Origin of the sequence: Thermomonas sp. (assembly GCF_029945965.1) — a bacterium.
Classification (GTDB): domain Bacteria; phylum Pseudomonadota; class Gammaproteobacteria; order Xanthomonadales; family Xanthomonadaceae; genus Thermomonas.
This window is the reverse complement of the sequence record NZ_JAQSDO010000020.1, coordinates 454,765-471,166: the sequence shown is the minus strand read 5'-3', so window position 1 is coordinate 471,166 and position 16,402 is coordinate 454,765. Positions and strand designations below refer to the sequence as shown.

Below are 16,402 nucleotides of genomic sequence, written 5' to 3'. Positions count from 1 at the left end.
CCCGCCCTAGTCTGCTGCATGCATCCTACCCAAAGCCGGGGCTTGCGACGCAGCCGTTACCATGGAGAGTCCCAACCCGATGACTACCCAGAGGATCGCAATGCTCAGCCTCGACGCCCTGGATACCCGCCGTTCGGTGCCGACCCGGCAATTGACCGCACCCGGCCCGGATGCCGCGAGCCAGCAACGGATGCTGGAAACTGCGGTGCGCGTGCCCGACCACGGCAAGCGGGTGCCATTCCGGTTCCTGCGCATCAGCGGCGATGCACGCACTGCGCTGGCCGACGCCGCGGAAGCACGGCTTCGCGAGCGCGAGCCGGATGCGGGCGATGCCGTCATCACCAAGCTGCGCACCCGTTTCACCCTGCCGCCGCTGACAATTGCCGTCGTGGCGAAACTCGGCTTCGACGAGAACATTCCCGCCAGCGAGCGTGCGTCCACCGCATCCTGCACATGTTTGTTGCTGCTGCAGGCCGCGCAGGCCGAGGGTTTTGGTGCGCAATGGCTAACCGGCTGGCCAGCGTACGACCGAGTATTCCTCGAAGGCGTGCTCGGGCTGGACGAAGACGAGCAGCTGGCTGGCACCATTGCCATCGGCACGCCGCAGGTCGAGGCGCCGGAACGCGAGCGACCGGATGTCGCGGCGCTGCTCAGCGATTGGCAACCTGCGTGAGCGTCAGCGAGAACACCAGCGCGATGCCGACCCCAACTCTTGAAACACTCTATCTGGTCGATGCCTCGATGTACGTGTTCCGCGCCTGGCATTCGATGCCGGACGAATTCCACGACGCCGATGGCTGGCCGACCAATGCCGTGCATGGCTTCGCCCGCTTCCTGCTGGATTTGCTCGAACGCGAACGCCCGCAGCACATCGCAATCGCCTTCGACGAGGCGCTGGATTCCTGCTTCCGCAATGTGCTGTACCCGGCGTACAAGGCCAATCGCGACCCAGCGCCGCCGGAATTGCGCCGTCAGTTCGCCTGGTGCAAGGCGCTGTGCCAAGCCCTGGGCATGATCACCCTGGCCCACCAGGACTACGAGGCCGATGATCTGATCGGCACTGCGGCGCATGTCGCCCGCGCGGCGGGTTTCCGCAGCGTCATTGTTTCCGCGGACAAGGACCTTTCGCAATTGCTGGCCGGCCAGGATCAGCAATGGGACTACGCCCGTGGCCTGCGCTGGGGTGCGGATGGGGTCAAGGCACGATATGGCGTACATGCGCACCAGATCGCCGATTACCTTGCATTGACCGGCGATGCGGTCGACAACATCCCCGGCATCACCGGCATCGGCGCCAAGTCTGCTGCAATCCTGCTGGCCCATTTCGGCACACTGGACGCGTTACTTGAGCGCATCGACGAGGTCCCGTTCCTGCGCCTGCGCGGCGCCGCCGGCATGGCAGTGCGCCTGCGCGAGCAACGCGAGCACGCGCTGCTGTGGCGACAACTGACAACGGTGGCACTGGATGCGCCACTGCCTGTTTCCGATTTCGCCCGCACCACCGGCGACGACGCCGAGCTGCAATCGCTGGCGGACTGGATGGGTTTCGGCCCACTTACCCGCAAACGCTTGGCCGAGGCAGCGGGTCTGGTCGCCTAAAGATGCTGCCGACGATGAGATCGTCGGGTGTTTGCGCAGCGGCATTTCGAGCCGCGAAGCGAACGCCCGGCGGTCTCAGCGTCGTACTCGCTACCCCCAACGCGGTTACCATCGAGCCATGGGAAATATCAAACAAACCCTCTACGAAGGCGACTGGCTGCGGCTGGTGAAGATCGGCCATTGGGAATCGTGCGAACGCACGCATGGCCAAGGCATGGCGGTCATTGTGATTGCCGTGACCCCGAACAACGACGTGTTGTTCGTCGAACAATACCGGGTACCGCTGGGCGCACGCACCATCGAGATGCCAGCCGGCCTGGTCGGCGACGACCATGCGCACGACACCCTGCAGGAGGCCGCGCGGCGTGAGTTGATCGAGGAAACCGGCTGGTCGCCGGGCAAGGTCGAAGTCCTGTTGATCGGGCCTACTTCATCCGGCATGAGCAACGAACGCATCGCCTTCGTGCGTGCCCGTGAGCTGACCAAGGTTGGCGAAGGCGGCGGCGTGGACAGCGAGGACATCACCGTGCATATGGTACCGCGCAACGAGGCACCCGCATGGCTGATGCGCAAGCAGGCCGAAGGTTTCGAGCTGGACCTCAAGCTGTGGGCCGGGTTGTGGATGATCGAACACAACCCGGATGGTTCACCTGTCAACTAGGTATCCGGTTTAGAAACCCGGCTTGGCAGAGTCAGTTCAGGCCTTCTTGACGAACTCGGTGCGCAGCACCAGTCCCTTGACCTTGTCGACGTTGCACTCGATCAGGTCTGCATCGTCGGTCATGCGGATGTTCCGGCACAGCGTGCCGCGCTTGAGGGTGACCGAGGTGCCCTTGACCTTGAGGTCCTTGATCACGGTAACGCTATCGCCGTCGGACAGTTGCGTGCCATTGCTGTCCTTGACGACCAGCGTGTCTTCATCACTCATCTCGGCTTCCTTCAATTTGCAAAGCGGTCGGTCACATCCACCAGCGCATCCACCGTTTCGGCTTCGAACACGGCATGGCCGGAGGTCGGGCTGACCAGGAGCTCGGCCTTGGGCCAGGCCTTGTGCAGGTCGAACGCATTCTGGATTGGACAGACCACGTCGTAACGCCCGTGCACGATCACGCCGGGGATGTCCTTGATCCGGTGCGCGTCACGCAGCAATTGGTCGTCGACTTCGAAGAATCCCTTGTTGGTGAAGTAATGGTTTTCGATGCGTGCGAAGGCCAGCGCGAAATGTGCATCACCGTGACTGGTCTTGTAGTCCGGATCGATGAGCAGGTAGCTGGTCGCGCCTTCCCAGGTCGCCCATGCCTGCGCAGCGGCGAGTCGCACGGCTTCGTCCTGTGATGTCAGTCGCTTGTGATACGCGGCGATCATGTCGCCACGCTCGGTCTCGGGAATCAATGCCTCGTATGGCGCCCACGCTTCCGGGAACAGGCGCGATGCACCTTCCTGGTAGAACCATTCCAGTTCCCAACGGCGCAGCATGAAGATGCCGCGCAGGACCAGTTCGGTAACGACGCCGGGATATTTCTCAGCGTAGGCCAGCGCAAGTGTCGAACCCCAGCTGCCGCCGAACACTTGCCAGCGTTCGATGCCGAGCATCTCGCGCAGCTTCTCGATGTCGGCGACCAGGTCCCAGGTGGTGTTGTCGGTCAGGTCCGCATGTGGCGTACTGCGACCCGAACCACGCTGGTCGAACAGCACGATGCGGTACTTGGCCGGATCATGGAACCGCCGCATTTTTTCGCCGCAACCGGCACCGGGGCCGCCATGCAACATCACCACCGGCTTGCCTTCGGGATTGCCGCACTGCTCCCAATACAGGGCGTGGCGGGCGTCCACTTGCAACGTACCGGTCTGGTAGGGCGTGATCTCCGGGTATAGCGTTCGCATTGGAAATATCCGCGATGGGTTCACGCCTATTGTAGAGCGTAGCTTGCTGCGCTGATGTTCTCGGGCTTACAGCGGGGCAAGCCCCGCTCTACAGACGGTGGGCCAACGTCACCCGATCGCGCCCCTCCAGGTCGCGCACGGTTTCGACGTCGATGAAACCGGCATCGGCCAGCATGCCGCGCACGGCATCGCCCTGGTCCCAGCCATGTTCCAACAACAACCAGCCGCCCGCATCCAGATGCGCGCCGGCATGGCCAACAATCGTGCGGATCGCATTCAATCCGTCCGGCCCACAGGAAAGTGCCATCGCCGGTTCGAAACGCAGATCGCCCTTGTCGAGGTGCGGATCACCCTCCGCGATGTAGGGCGGATTGCTGGCGATGATGTCGAAGGTCTCGCTTTGCAGTGGCGCGAACCAGTCACCGCAGCGGAATTCGACATTGGCGATCTCCTGATGAACCGCATTGCGCCGGGCGACCTCCAGTGCAGCCGTGCTGACATCGGTGGCGATGACCCGCGCCTGCGGGCGCTCACTGGCGATGGCGAGCGCAATCGCGCCGCTGCCGGTGCCCAGGTCGGCGATATGCGCCGGCTGCCGTTCCGGAATCCGCGCAAGCGCAAGTTCCACCAGCAATTCGGTTTCCGGCCGCGGGATCAGCGTAGCCGGACCGACTTCCAGGTCCAGGGTCCAGAAACCGTGGCGACCGGTCAGGTAAGCCACCGGTTCGCCGGCAATGCGCCGCTGCAGCATCGACTCGAAGCTGGCCATCAGCTCGGCCGGCACGACGTCCTTGGCGTGCGCGAACAGCCAGCTGCGGTCTTTTCCAAGCGCATGCGCCAGCAAGGTGTCGGCATCAACGCCATCAACCTGGCCACGAGCACGGGCCAGCAGGTCGGCAACATTCATGAAAGGCTTTGGCATCCGTTGATGTTAGCCGGCGGCCTGCCTCGGTTCGCGCATGGAAGGTGTTCATCCACATCATGATAGTTTTTATCTATCAACAGCATTACGACAATCGATTTATATTATCGATTGAGCTTCGCTATTGTCACCTCATCCAATCACCCACCCTAGAGGAAGACCCAATGTCCCTGATCAATACCAAAGTGCAGCCGTTCAAGGCCAACGCGTTCCAGAACGGCAAGTTCATCGAAGTCACCGACCAGGATCTGCAGGGCAAATGGTCGGTGCTGATCTTCATGCCGGCTGCCTTCACCTTCAACTGCCCGACCGAGATCGAGGACGCTGCCGACCATTACGCGGAGTTCCAGAAGGCCGGCGCGCAGGTCTTCATCATCACCACTGACACCCATTTCTCGCACAAGGTCTGGCACGAGACCTCGCCGGCCGTCGGCAAGGCCAAGTTCGCCCTGATCGGCGACCCGACCCACCAGCTGACCCGCGCGTTTGACGTGCACATCGAAGAAGAAGGCCTGGCCCTGCGTGGCACCTTCATCATCAATCCGGAAGGCGTGATCAAGACCATGGAAGTGCATGACAACGCGATTGCCCGCGATGTCACCGAGACCGTGCGCAAGCTAAAGGCCGCCCAGTACGTTGCCAGCCACACCGGCGAAGTCTGCCCGGCGAAGTGGAAAGAAGGCGAGAAGACCATCAAGCCGTCGCTGGACCTGGTCGGCAAGATTTAATTTCGCGCCACGAACCCCGTCTCCTCCGCAATGGAGGGGTCTGGGCGAAACTTGCAGGATGACCGTCGCCCTGCCGGTTCCGCCCAGTCACCTCGACACATGCATCCCACGCATTCCCCGCGCATCGATGCCCGCAACGCTTGCACGTGATGTCCGTAAATCCAAGGAATCCGCCATGCTCGACACAGACCTCAAGACCCAGCTTGCCGCCTACATGGAGAAGCTCCAGCTGCCAATCGAGCTGGTTGCTTCGCTGGACGATAGCGACGCCGCACGCGAGCTTGATGGCCTGCTGGCGGACATTGCCGCGCTGTCGCCGAAGATAAGCCGCGTGGTTGGCGACGATGCACGCAAGCCGTCGTTCCAGATCCGCCGCGTCGACAGCGACATCGCGGTCGGCTTCGCCGGTATTCCTCTCGGCCACGAATTCACCTCGCTGGTGCTGGCATTGCTGCAAGTTGGCGGTCATCCAGTGAAGATCGACGATGCGTTGGCCGATCAGGTGCGTGCACTCGACGGTAGGTATGCATTCGAAACCTTCATGTCACTGCATTGCCAGAGTTGCCCGGACACGGTGCAGGCACTGAACGCGATGAGCGTGCTGAACCCGCGTATCCGCCACGTGGCGATCGATGGCGCATTGTTCCAGGCTGAAGTCGAGGCCAAGGAAATCCTGTCGGTGCCGACGGTCTATCTCAATGGCGTCGAGTTCGACGGCGGCCGCCTGAGCATCGAACAAATCCTCGGGAAGCTCGACACCGGCAGCGCCGCACGTGCCGCCGAAACGCTCAAGGACACCGCACCGTTCGACGTGCTGATTGTCGGCGGCGGCCCGGCCGGCGCTGCAGCCGCAATCTACGCCGCACGCAAAGGCATCCGTACCGGGATTGTTGCCGAGCGCTTTGGCGGCCAGGTGCTGGACACCATGTCGATCGAGAATTTCCCGTCGGTGGAATACACCGAAGGCCCGAAGCTCGTTGCCTCGATGGAAGCGCATGTGCGCAGCTACGGTGTGCAGATCATCAGCAACCAACGCGCCGAGGCGCTGATCCCGGCATCCTTGGCCAGCGGAATGACCGGCATCAAACTCGCAAGCGGCGCAACGCTGCTTGCGAAGACGGTGATCCTCAGTCCCGGCGCGCGCTGGCGCCAGACCGGCGTGCCCGGTGAGGCCGAACTTCGCAACAAGGGCGTGACCTATTGCCCGCACTGCGATGGCCCGCTGTTCAAGGGTAAACGCGTGGCGGTGATCGGCGGTGGCAACTCAGGTATCGAGGCCGCAATCGACCTGGCCGGCGTTGTCGAGCATGTCACCGTGCTCGAATTCGACAGCAAGTTGCGCGCCGATGATGTGCTGCAACGCAAGCTGCGAAGCATGCCGAACACCGTGATCCACGTGAACGCGCAGACCACCGAAATGCTCGGCAAGGACGGCAAGCTGGCCAGCCTGGCCTTCACCGATCGCAGCACCGGCGAGGCGAAGTCGGTCGATGTCGAAGGCTGCTTCGTGCAGATCGGTCTGCTGCCGAATACCGAATGGCTGAAGGGCACGGTCGCGCTGTCCAACCGTGGCGAGATCGAGATCGATGATCGCGGCCACACCAACCTGCCCGGCGTGTTCGCTGCAGGCGATGCGACCACGGTGCCGTTCAAGCAGATTGCCATCGCGATGGGCGCCGGCTCGACCGCTGCACTATCGGCGTTCGACCACCTGATCCGGACCTCGGCGCCTGCTGACGTGGCCCTGGCCGCAGCTGCGTGACACTTGTTGAGAACTCGCGATGAACCTGCGCGATCTGCGCTATCTGGTGGCATTGGCCGACCTGCGTCATTTCGGCAAGGCGGCCGATGCCTGCTTCGTCAGCCAGCCCACGCTATCCACCCAGATCCGCAAGCTGGAAGAAGAACTCGGTGTGACCCTGGTGGAACGCGCGCCGCGCAAGGTGATGGTGACCGCTGCCGGCCAGGACGTGGTGGCGCGTGCGCGCCGGATCGTGGCCGACGTCGAGCAGATGAAGGAATCCGCGCGGCGCAGTCAGGATCCGGAATCCGGCACGCTGCGGCTGGGCGTATTCCCGACCCTCGGCCCGTATCTGTTGCCGCATGTGCTGCCTCAGTTGCAGGTGCGCTTCCCCAAGCTCGAGCTGCTGCTGGTCGAGGAAAAAAGCGATGTGCTGCTGGCCCGACTACGCGAAGGCAAGCTCGATGCAGCGCTGCTGGCATTGCCGGTGCACGATGACCAGTTGCATGCCGAACTGCTGTTCGACGAACCCTTCCTTTTGGCCGCGCCCGCCCAGCATCCATTGGCGTCAAAGACGTCGATAACGATGGACCAGCTAGCCGACGAAACCTTGTTGCTGCTGGAAGACGGCCATTGCCTGCGCGACCAGGCACTGGATGTGTGCAGGCTCTCAGGCGCCAACGAAAAGAACGGCTTCCGCGCAACCAGCCTGGAAACCCTGCGGCAGATGGTCGCCGCCGGCGTCGGCGTGACCTTGTTGCCGGCCTTGTCAGTGCATGCGCCGGTGGTGCAGCCAGCGAATATCCGCTTGGTCAAGTTCAAGGAACCGGTGCCAAGTCGTCAGATCGCACTGGTCTGGCGGAGGAGTTCGGCGCTGGACGGTTTCCTGCATTCTCTCGGCGAAACACTCGGGACGCTGGCACGCGCGCAACTTCCGGAAAATAGCCGATGAATCAGGGCGCCAGACCGCCATTCATGGCTGGCCCGCGACTGACAGGCGACTGACAGATGATCGTGGCGGCCACTGACGGATCGGCCAGCGTCCGTGGGCGACCTGCGCCAGCTCAGCTGAGAACGGCTGGCGCCACGCACACGCGATTGCGGCCTTCATGCTTGGCGGCATACAGGGCCCTGTCCGCCCGCTCCAGCAGGGTCGCTGGCTCGCGGTCGGTCTCGCGCCGTACGGCCAGGCCGATACTGACAGTCAATGGCAATGCCTCGCCCTGCCAATAGATCTGGCTGTCCTCAACAGCATTGCGCAGGCTCTCGGCGATGATGCGTGCAGCAGCGGCATCGCGGCCCGGCAACAACACCAGGAATTCATCGCCACCGTAGCGGCCCATCGCATCGGTCGGCCTCAGCTCGCCGCGCAGGCACGTGGCAATGCTGCGGATGCACAGATCGCCACAGGCGTGCCCCAACCTGTCGTTGACCCCCTTGAACCAATCGATGTCGATGAACAGTACTGCCAACCCGGCATCGCGCGACGCATTTGCCTTGAACTCGCGGGCCAGGGCCTGATCCAGTGATCGCCGGTTCTGGGTACCGGTTAGCGAATCGTGTTCGGCAGTGCGCCGAAGTTGGATCGCGGCGTAGGCTTCGTCTGCCTTTTCCACCGCCTGTCGGGACACATCAGCCAACGCGGAGAGCATGGCCGGCTCGAAACCGGCCTCATCGGGCGCCGGCAGCACCAACGCCGCCCAGGCCGGGGAGACCAACGGCAGCGGAATGATCGCGATCAGCGGTTTTCCTGCGGTGTCATCTGGTCGCGTGCCGCCCAGTCGCACATTGATCGGCTCACGGTCGAGCGCACGGGTACGTAGCAGACCGCGCGCCACCAGCAAGTACTGTGCAAAGCCCGCGGGCTGTCCTTTGGGCTGTACCAGCAGAAGGTCATGACCAAGGTAACCCGCGCCCACCACGACGGCCGCGCTTGCACCCGTCACTTCACGGGCATGTTCGCCCAACAGACGGAATGCGACCGTTGCAACTTCATCCTCAGCCACGCCGCGGAGGTGATCCTGCAAGGATTGTGCAAACCCGGCCTGAGTCCGTTCCTGGCGCAGGCGGGTGTCGCTCTGCAAGCGTGCGCTGGTCTCGTCAGCCAAACGTTCACGTACTTGTCCGATCCGGCTGCTGAGTCCGACAAACATAATCACCGAGACCAGCACCAACACCAGCTGATAGCCATGCCGGCTTAGGATATCGTCCCCAAGCCAGCCGTGCTGCATGGCTTCATGGGCCGCTGCAGCCGCCAATAGCAACAGCAGCGCCACGCTCGCGGCCACAGCCATCTGCACGCCCCGACGTGCGCCATCAATCGTCGCCAGGATGCCTGCCGGCATCGCCAGCAACCACCCTAACTTGGTGAGGGATTGCAGCGAATCGGCTACCACCTGCAGTGGCAGCAGCGGCACCAGGACCAGGACCGCCATCGCCCTCACCACCCAATCCAGCCGTCGTATCCAGGGCAAGTTAGATGCGCGCGTTTCGGCGAAACGGGTCAGGGTCAACAGTGCCACGACATTGAACGTCAGGATCACCAGCCAGAATCCGCGCGCACCCATTGCGCCAAGCACACTTGCGCCGGGCAAGGCATACAGATGCCCGCTCACCGTCGCCACGAACAACAGTGCCGTGGCGAGATAGGCGGAATACAGCAGGAAAATCGGATCGCGCACTGCTGGATACAGCGCCAGCGACGCGATCAACAAGGTCACCAATGAGGCATAGATCGCGCAAGCCAGTGCAAACTCGCGGCTTGCCTCGCGCAGGACTTCCTGTTCGCTGAGGATGCGCGGTGTCGGCGCGCTGCGTACCGCGCCCTGCAACTCCAGGCGCAACCGTTGCTGCCCCATCGAATCGCGTGGAAGCGTAAAGGCATAGCCCACGGGAAGGAGGCCCGCGTCCGCGGCTGGCCTGAAGAAATCTCGGGTTTGGATGCTGCCATCCTGGCCGGTCACGCGCACCACGTTGAAGGGATCGCGCGCCATCAACAGCACCCAGCGCTGGTCGGCCGCCAACGGCAGTTCGAACTGCAGGTCCGCCGTTTGTTGCTGCCAGGTTCCGCCAGCGAACACCAGCCGGCCATCGACGTCGGCACTGGAGTTGTGCTCACCCAGCGCCAGCGAGAGTTTGAGTGCCGGCGGCGGAGCATCGTCCTGTGCCTCCGGCAGGGCCCATGCCCACGTCACTGTCGAAAGCGACAGCAGTAGCAGCAACATGGCGAGCCGCTTCAGGCCGGACATTCCCCGCCCTGTCCTTCGATCGCATCATCCTGCCCGGCGGCCTTCGACCCGAAACCAAGCTCGTCGATGACATCCCGCGCCTGTTCCCAGGCACTGTCCGGCACCGCGACGGAAACCAGTCCGATCGGTGGAAGCTCACCAATGCCGCCAACCAGCGCCTCACCGCGGACAAACGCCGGTATGCCCGCCTGCTCCAGGGCATGGCGCACCAGGTGGGCATCGATCAGATTGGCAGCGTCGTACACGATTCGCATGGAATTCTCCCCCGGCAGTTAGATCAAGCAGGAACCGTGCCAACCATTACAAAAACATGACCCGTAGGGCCTCCGCTACACTGCATCCTGCCCAAAAAGCGCTGCCCACGTGTCCGTATCCAGTCCAAATCCCGCCGTTGATGGCACTCCCCGCATCCCTGCCGACCTCAAGGCATCCGAGAAGCAGGCTTCCGATGCCTTGGCATCGGAGAAAAAAGACTTCATCCGCCAGATCGTCCGCGACGACCTTGCCAGCGGCCGGCATGTAGCGATTCGCACGCGCTTCCCGCCGGAACCCAATGGCTACCTGCACATCGGCCATGCCAAGGCGATCTGCCTGGACTTCGGGATTGCTGCCGAGTTCGGTGGCGACTGCAACCTTCGCCTGGACGACACCAACCCGGCCAAGGAAGACCCCGAGTACGTGCGCGCAATCCAGGACGACGTGCGCTGGCTCGGATTCGACTGGCACGACCTGCGCCATGCCTCGGATTATTTCGAGGTGTTCTACCTGTCCGCGGAGAAACTCATCCGGCAGGGCGACGCCTTCGTCTGCGATCTCAGCGCCGATGAAGTCCGCGAATATCGCGGCAGCCTGACCGAACCGGGTCGCAACTCGCCGTTCAGCGACCGCGGCATCGAGGAGAACCTGGACCTGTTCCGGCGAATGCGTGCAGGCGAATTCGCCGATGGCACGCGCACCCTGCGCGCGAAGATCGACATGACCAGCGGCAACATCAACCTGCGCGACCCGGCGATCTACAGGATCAAGCACGTCGAGCACCAGAACACCGGCAACGCCTGGCCGATCTACCCGATGTACGACTATGCGCATTCGCTCAGCGATGCAGTCGAGGGCATCACCCATTCGCTGTGCACGCTGGAGTTCGAGGACCATCGCCCGCTATACGACTGGTGCGTGGATCGCGTCGACCTCGCCAATTCACCCGAACTGGTCAAATCGCTGACCGACAAGGGCCTGCCGTTCGAAGCCGCCAAACCGCGACAGATCGAATTCTCGCGGCTCAACTTCAACTTCCTGGTGATGAGCAAGCGCAAGCTGCTGGCGATGGTCAACGACAAGCTGGTCGATGGCTGGGACGATCCGCGCATGCCGACCCTGCAGGGCATTCGCCGCCGCGGCTACACACCAAGTGCATTGCGCCTGATGGTGGACCGGGTCGGCATCAGCAAGCAGAACTCGCTGCTGGATATCTCGATCCTGGAAGGCGCGCTGCGTGATGACCTGGACAGTGCCGCGCCGCGGCGAATGGGGGTGATCGAGCCGCTCAAGCTGATACTGACCAATCTTGCCGACGAGCACACCGAAACCCTGCACTTCTCCAACCACCCGAAGGACGAAAGCTTCGGCATGCGCGAGGTCCCGTTTGCGCGCGAACTATGGATCGAGCGCGAGGATTTCGCGGAGATCCCACCTCCGGGTTTCAAGCGTCTGAAGCTGGATGGCGACGTGCGCCTGCGTGGCGCCGGCATCATCCATTGCGATGCCGTGGTGAAGGATGCCGATGGCACCGTCATCGAAGTGCATTGCACGCTGGATCCCGCATCGCGTCCGGGCATGGAGGGCGCCAACCGCAAGATCAAGGGCACGATCCATTGGGTCAGTGCGGCGCACGCCATCGCCACCGAAATCCGTTTGTATGACCGCCTGTTCACCGTCGCTGATCCCGACAACGATGACGATGGCAAGACCTACGTCGACTATCTCAACCCGGATTCGCGCAAAGTGGTCACCGGCTACGTGGAACCGTCCGCAGCCACAGCGACACCGGAGCAATCGCTCCAGTTCGAGCGTGTCGGGTATTTCGTCGCCGACCGTTACGACCACACGCCGGAAGCACCTGTCTTCAACCGCAGCGTGACCCTGCGCGACACGTGGGCGAGCAAAGCCTGATGCTGTATGCGCAAGTCCACCTCACCCTGCCGGCATGGGTTCACGACTTCGTGGACAGCGGGCGCGCGTACGCCAGCGATGCCGACAAGGTCGGGCTGGCGATTGCGTTGTCCGCGCACAATATAGAGGCGCAAACCGGCGGCCCGTTTGGTGCGGTGGTGTTCGGACCAGACCAGCGCATCATCGCGGTCGGCGTCAACCGCGTAGTGCCGCATGCCTGCTCGGTCGCACATGCGGAAATGATGGCTTACATGCTTGCCCAAGGCCGCACGCAGCGCCTGCGCCTGAACCGTGATGAGAACGACAACGTGATTGGACCGGTCACCTTGGCGACCTCTTCGCAGCCATGCTGCCAGTGCTACGGCGCGACCGTCTGGGCCGGCATCGACCGCCTGCTTATTGGTGCGCGCGCCGAGGACGTGATGGCGTTGACCGAATTCGATGAAGGCCCGCTACCGCAGGATTGGGTGGGTGAATTGAACACGCGCGGGATTGAAGTCGTGCGCGATATCGAACGCGATGCCGCCTGCGCGGTATTGCGCACATACGGCGAACAGGATGGACAGCGCTATTGACGCTCCCGCCTTGAACGGCTTGCTTTGCTATTGCCGCGCCGGCTTTGAGCCGGAACTCGCCGGCGAGTTGACCGAACGCGCGGCGCTGGCCGGCTTTGCTGGTTACGCACGCACCGAACGCAATACCGGCCATGTGCTGTTCGTGTGCGACGACGCCGATAGGTTGTCACGTGCATTGCCATGGTCGACGCTGATCTTCGCGCGGCAGAAGCTGCGCCTGTTCGCCGACCTTCAGGGACTCGACCCGCGCGATCGCATCACGCCGATGCTGGCCGCGCTTCCGGAAGACATTCGCTTCGGCGAACTGGTCATGGAGCATCCGGATTCCGATGCGGGTAAACCCATGTCCGGCCTGGCGCGCAGCCTGGGCAATGCATTGCGCCCGGCGCTGCGCAAGGCCGGCGTGCTGACCAAGGAAGACAATCCGCGGCTGCAGCGATTGCATGTCTGCCTGCTGGATGGCGACCACGCCATGCTTGCGAGTAGCGAACCGGAAGACAGCTCGCCATGGCCGCTCGGTATTCCACGTTTACGTGCACAAGCCGATGCGCCGTCGCGTTCGGCGTTGAAGCTGGAAGAAGCACTACTGGTGCTGCTGGACGAACGCGAGCGCACCACGATGTCGCACGATGGCATGCGTGCAGCCGACCTGGGCGCTGCGCCCGGCGGCTGGACCTGGGTGCTGATGCGCAAGGGCCTGCGCGTTCAGGCGATCGACAACGGTCCGATGCAGGGCCAGCTTCTGGACAGCGGCCGCATCGAACACCTCCGCGCGGACGGCTTCACCTGGCAGCCGTCACAGCCGCTGGACTGGATGGTCTGCGACATGGTTGAGCAACCACGCCGCGTCGCCGAACGCATGGCAACCTGGTTCCGCGAGGGCTGGTGCCGACACGCGGTCTTCAACCTGAAACTGCCGATGAAGAAACGCTGGCAGGAAACGCAGCTGTGCCTGGAGTTGTTCGCGCAGCAGGCGGAAAAGCCGCTCACCATCCGCGCCAAGCAGCTGTATCACGACCGCGAAGAAATCACCGTGTTCGCCACCAGCAAGCGCATCTGATCCAGCCGACCCTTCAGGACGGATAATTCAAATCCCGGCAGCATGCCGCCAGAGTGTGCGCGACAGCGGTGGCAGCTTGCCTGCAATGCCAAGTGCATGGCCACGCAGCAGCGTCGGCCATAGGGCATCGTTGCTGTAGGCACGATTGATTGCATCGAACGCATGCGCGGCAATCACGGATTCGCTGCGACGGGTACGCGCCCAGCGCGCAAGCCGCGCCGGCGAGGCAGGATTTGCCTGGCGTTGCGCAGCGTTGCGCAACATCTCGCGCAATGCGGCGACATCGCGCAGGCCCAGGTTCACGCCCTGCCCTGCAAGCGGATGCACGGCATGCGCGGCATCGCCCATCAGAATCACCCGATCCCTGACATAGGTCTCGGCCAATTGGCGCTGCAACCGGAATCCGGCGCGCGGCGACAGCAGCCGCATCGCGCCAAGTTCGCCGCCGAACGCGGCCATCAACTCCGTTTCAAATGTATTGGCATCCGCCGCAAGCAAACGCACAGCTTCGGCCTCCGGCAAGGTCCACACGATCGAACTGATCTGGCCTTGCAGTGCGGCATCGCCATCACCATTGAACGGCAGCACGGCCAGCGGCCCAGTTGCCAGGAAGCGCTGCCAACATGTGTCCTGGTGCGATTGCTCGGGCGCAATGAAAGCGACGACGCCTTTCTGTGCGTAGTCATGCCGCGTGCAGCCGATCCCGGCAAGGTCGCGCAACGCCGACTGCGCACCATCGGCAGCCACCGCGAACCGGGCATGTAACTGCACCCCATCGTCCAGCTGCAGGTGCACGCCGGCATCGTCCTGCTGCAATCCTTCGATCCGCGCCGGGCAATGCAGGCGCACGCCTGCTGCCGGTAATGCCGCCCACAGGCGATCCACCAATAACGCGTTCTCCACGATCCAGCCCAATTGCGGCTGGCCGAGCGTATCCGCGTCGAACACCAGCGCATCGCCACCCGCTGCGTCCCAGACCCGCATGCGCCGATACGGCTGCACGCGCGCGTCGCGCACCGCCGCCCAGACGCCGAGATCTTCCAGCAGGCGCACGTTGTCCGGGGCGAATGCATAGACACGCAGGTCACGTGTCTCCGGCGTCCAAGCATTCGGATGCCGTGGTTCCACCAGCGCGACCGACAGACCTTCGCGGGCCAGCATCAAGGCCGTGGCCGCACCGACCACGCCACCACCGGCGACGACGGCATCCAGCGCACCGCGTCGACTCGAACCATTCGTCATGCGCTGGCTGCCCGTCGGCACAAGCTGGGCACATCGCCGCGATAGCCCATCGCGCCGCCGACCAGCCAGCCTTGCAGCCAAGCCTGCGAATCGCCCATCACCATTCCGGCGCTACGCAGCGGACGCAGCAGCGACGCATCGTTCGCGCTCAAACGGGCTAGCCCATCGGAAAATGCCAGCGTCCGTTCGCGGTCCTGCTGGCGCCGTTGCGCGTACTGCAACAACAGCGCATCCGCGCCCGGATCATCGATATGCGCTGCGATGCATTCGGCCAGCGTCAATGCGTCGCGCAAACCGAGGTTGAAACCCTGTGCGCCGACCGGATGCAGCGACTGCGCCGCATTGCCGACCAGCACCGCACGCGGCGTGGTGAGTTGCTGCGCCACGCAGCCGATGATCGGATACGCGCTGCGCTGACCGCAGCTGAGGAATCGTCCGGCGCGCCAGCCGAAGATCGATTGCACACGTGCCAGGAAACTGGCTTCGTCCAGCGCTGCTACTGCATGTGCCTCGGCGCGTGCCACGCCATGCACCAGCCCGTAATAGCCATCGCCGCGCGGCAACAGCGCGGTCGGACCGTTCGCGGTCAACCGTTCGTAGGCAGTGCCATCGGGCGGGCGCTGGCTGCGCAGGCGGGTGACGAACAGGGTCTGGCCGTAGTCGTGCTCGTCAGCGTCAATGCCAAGTGCGGCACGCACCGTGCTGCGGGCGCCATCGGCAGCGACCAACAGGCGCGCGTGCAAGGTTTGTTCGCCGTCATCGCCTGCGATATGGATTGCGCGGCACCCGTCACGCATCGGCTCCACTGCAATGAAGCGCGCCGGGCGATAGCGGGTCAGTGACGTGAGTTGAAGCAAGCGGGTTTCGAGTGCCTCGCCGAAATCACGCGCCACCACCACTCGACCGAATTCCTCGCGCCGATGCTCGCTCGCATCCAGCTTGATACGCCCGAAATCCCCGACGCGGCTGACATGGATGCGCTGGATGCGGCCAGTCGGATTGCGCAGCAGCGGCATGACGCCCAATGCCGTCAACGCGTTGACGGTGGCCTCGGCGAAACTGAGGTTGCGCTCGTCGAACACCGCCGGCAGCGCGCCGGCCGGGCTGGCCTCGAGCATGCCGACATCCAAACCCAGCCCATCCAGTGCGATCGCCAAGCTGGCACCAACCAATCCGCCCCCGACAATCAGGACATCGTGGCGGCGTGGAGGGAGGGAGTCGCTGATGGGCATTG

General features: G+C 63.5%; 15 protein-coding genes and 1 pseudogene. 9 read left to right on the top strand and 7 right to left on the bottom strand.

Features of this window, described 5'->3' with window-relative positions:
• Positions 1-100: 100 nt before the first annotated feature.
• The 3 genes from PSV05_RS14875 (at position 101) to PSV05_RS14865 (ending at position 2,260) form a co-directional block, all read left to right on the top strand.
• Entirely contained in the window at positions 101-673 is a 573-nt protein-coding gene (locus PSV05_RS14875) for a nitroreductase (protein WP_300067053.1), read from the top strand.
• A gap of 23 nt (positions 674-696) precedes the next feature.
• Complete coding sequence (locus tag PSV05_RS14870) at positions 697-1,599, top strand: 5'-3' exonuclease H3TH domain-containing protein (RefSeq protein ID WP_300066876.1); 903 nt, start codon at positions 697-699, stop codon at positions 1,597-1,599.
• A 118-nt stretch (positions 1,600-1,717) separates the two neighbouring features.
• Positions 1,718-2,260: an NUDIX hydrolase gene (locus tag PSV05_RS14865; RefSeq protein ID WP_300066873.1), complete on the top strand. Its 543-nt coding sequence runs from the start codon at positions 1,718-1,720 to the stop codon at positions 2,258-2,260.
• 36 nt (positions 2,261-2,296) lie between these two features.
• Here PSV05_RS14865 and PSV05_RS14860 read toward each other — a convergent pair.
• The 3 genes and pseudogenes from PSV05_RS14860 to prmC form a co-directional block, all read right to left on the bottom strand.
• Positions 2,297-2,515, bottom strand: a pseudogene (locus tag PSV05_RS14860) (alkylphosphonate utilization protein); the annotation flags it as partial.
• Between the two features lie 23 nt (positions 2,516-2,538).
• Complete coding sequence (gene pip / locus PSV05_RS14855) at positions 2,539-3,483, bottom strand: prolyl aminopeptidase (protein WP_300066869.1); 945 nt, start codon at positions 3,481-3,483, stop codon at positions 2,539-2,541.
• Between the two features lie 88 nt (positions 3,484-3,571).
• A complete protein-coding gene (prmC, locus tag PSV05_RS14850) occupies positions 3,572-4,405 on the bottom strand; it encodes a peptide chain release factor N(5)-glutamine methyltransferase (protein WP_300066866.1) in 834 nt (277 codons plus the stop codon).
• A gap of 164 nt (positions 4,406-4,569) precedes the next feature.
• Between prmC and ahpC the strand changes: the two genes are divergently transcribed.
• The 3 genes from ahpC (at position 4,570) to oxyR (ending at position 7,826) form a co-directional block, all read left to right on the top strand.
• Positions 4,570-5,133 carry an alkyl hydroperoxide reductase subunit C gene (ahpC, locus tag PSV05_RS14845; RefSeq protein WP_300066863.1) on the top strand — a complete coding sequence of 188 codons (564 nt, stop codon included), beginning with the start codon at positions 4,570-4,572 and terminating at the stop codon, positions 5,131-5,133.
• 175 nt (positions 5,134-5,308) lie between these two features.
• The gene (gene ahpF, locus PSV05_RS14840) at positions 5,309-6,895 is read left to right on the top strand and encodes an alkyl hydroperoxide reductase subunit F (RefSeq protein ID WP_300066860.1); all 1,587 of its coding nucleotides are present in this window, start codon (positions 5,309-5,311) and stop codon (positions 6,893-6,895) included.
• A 19-nt stretch (positions 6,896-6,914) separates the two neighbouring features.
• Entirely contained in the window at positions 6,915-7,826 is a 912-nt protein-coding gene (gene oxyR / locus PSV05_RS14835; RefSeq protein ID WP_300066857.1) for a DNA-binding transcriptional regulator OxyR, read from the top strand.
• A gap of 112 nt (positions 7,827-7,938) precedes the next feature.
• Here oxyR and PSV05_RS14830 read toward each other — a convergent pair whose 3' ends face one another.
• On the bottom strand, positions 7,939-10,122 hold the full coding sequence (locus PSV05_RS14830) for a GGDEF domain-containing protein (RefSeq protein WP_300066854.1): 2,184 nt from the start codon (positions 10,120-10,122) through the stop codon (positions 7,939-7,941).
• On the bottom strand, positions 10,110-10,376 hold the full coding sequence (locus tag PSV05_RS14825; RefSeq protein WP_300066853.1) for a DUF2007 domain-containing protein: 267 nt from the start codon (positions 10,374-10,376) through the stop codon (positions 10,110-10,112). The genes PSV05_RS14830 and PSV05_RS14825 overlap by 13 nt, the downstream gene beginning before the upstream one ends.
• A 154-nt stretch (positions 10,377-10,530) precedes the next feature.
• Between PSV05_RS14825 and PSV05_RS14820 the strand changes: the two genes are divergently transcribed.
• Genes PSV05_RS14820 through rlmM form a run of 3 tightly spaced genes read left to right on the top strand, consistent with a single transcriptional unit; the run spans position 10,531 to position 13,926 of the window.
• Positions 10,531-12,291, top strand: a complete 1,761-nt coding sequence (locus PSV05_RS14820) for a glutamine--tRNA ligase/YqeY domain fusion protein (RefSeq protein ID WP_300067051.1) — start codon at positions 10,531-10,533, stop codon at positions 12,289-12,291.
• Positions 12,291-12,866, top strand: a complete 576-nt coding sequence (locus PSV05_RS14815) for a nucleoside deaminase (RefSeq protein WP_300067048.1) — start codon at positions 12,291-12,293, stop codon at positions 12,864-12,866. Before PSV05_RS14820 ends, PSV05_RS14815 begins: the two co-directional genes overlap by 1 nt.
• A gap of 10 nt (positions 12,867-12,876) precedes the next feature.
• Positions 12,877-13,926 (top strand): 23S rRNA (cytidine(2498)-2'-O)-methyltransferase RlmM, encoded by a 1,050-nt coding sequence (gene rlmM, locus PSV05_RS14810; RefSeq protein ID WP_300066850.1) that lies wholly within the window; start codon positions 12,877-12,879, stop codon positions 13,924-13,926.
• A gap of 27 nt (positions 13,927-13,953) precedes the next feature.
• Here rlmM and PSV05_RS14805 read toward each other — a convergent pair whose 3' ends face one another.
• Together PSV05_RS14805 and ubiH are read right to left on the bottom strand one after the other, a co-directional pair.
• A complete protein-coding gene (locus tag PSV05_RS14805; protein WP_300066847.1) occupies positions 13,954-15,168 on the bottom strand; it encodes an FAD-dependent oxidoreductase in 1,215 nt (404 codons plus the stop codon).
• Positions 15,165-16,400, bottom strand: coding sequence for a 2-octaprenyl-6-methoxyphenyl hydroxylase (gene ubiH, locus PSV05_RS14800; protein ID WP_300066844.1), 1,236 nt, complete (start codon positions 16,398-16,400; stop codon positions 15,165-15,167). The genes PSV05_RS14805 and ubiH overlap by 4 nt, the downstream gene beginning before the upstream one ends.
• Positions 16,401-16,402: the final 2 nt, after the last annotated feature.

Coding starts and splice junctions, on each gene's coding strand:
- PSV05_RS14875 (WP_300067053.1), top strand. CDS start 101: ATGCTCAGCCTCGACGCCCTGGATACCCGCCGTTCGGTGCCGACCCGG.
- PSV05_RS14870 (WP_300066876.1), top strand. CDS start 697: ATGCCGACCCCAACTCTTGAAACACTCTATCTGGTCGATGCCTCGATG.
- PSV05_RS14865 (WP_300066873.1), top strand. CDS start 1,718: ATGGGAAATATCAAACAAACCCTCTACGAAGGCGACTGGCTGCGGCTG.
- pip (WP_300066869.1), bottom strand. CDS start 3,483: ATGCGAACGCTATACCCGGAGATCACGCCCTACCAGACCGGTACGTTG.
- prmC (WP_300066866.1), bottom strand. CDS start 4,405: ATGCCAAAGCCTTTCATGAATGTTGCCGACCTGCTGGCCCGTGCTCGT.
- ahpC (WP_300066863.1), top strand. CDS start 4,570: ATGTCCCTGATCAATACCAAAGTGCAGCCGTTCAAGGCCAACGCGTTC.
- ahpF (WP_300066860.1), top strand. CDS start 5,309: ATGCTCGACACAGACCTCAAGACCCAGCTTGCCGCCTACATGGAGAAG.
- oxyR (WP_300066857.1), top strand. CDS start 6,915: ATGAACCTGCGCGATCTGCGCTATCTGGTGGCATTGGCCGACCTGCGT.
- PSV05_RS14830 (WP_300066854.1), bottom strand. CDS start 10,122: ATGTCCGGCCTGAAGCGGCTCGCCATGTTGCTGCTACTGCTGTCGCTT.
- PSV05_RS14825 (WP_300066853.1), bottom strand. CDS start 10,376: ATGCGAATCGTGTACGACGCTGCCAATCTGATCGATGCCCACCTGGTG.
- PSV05_RS14815 (WP_300067048.1), top strand. CDS start 12,291: ATGCTGTATGCGCAAGTCCACCTCACCCTGCCGGCATGGGTTCACGAC.
- PSV05_RS14805 (WP_300066847.1), bottom strand. CDS start 15,168: ATGACGAATGGTTCGAGTCGACGCGGTGCGCTGGATGCCGTCGTCGCC.
- ubiH (WP_300066844.1), bottom strand. CDS start 16,400: ATGCCCATCAGCGACTCCCTCCCTCCACGCCGCCACGATGTCCTGATT.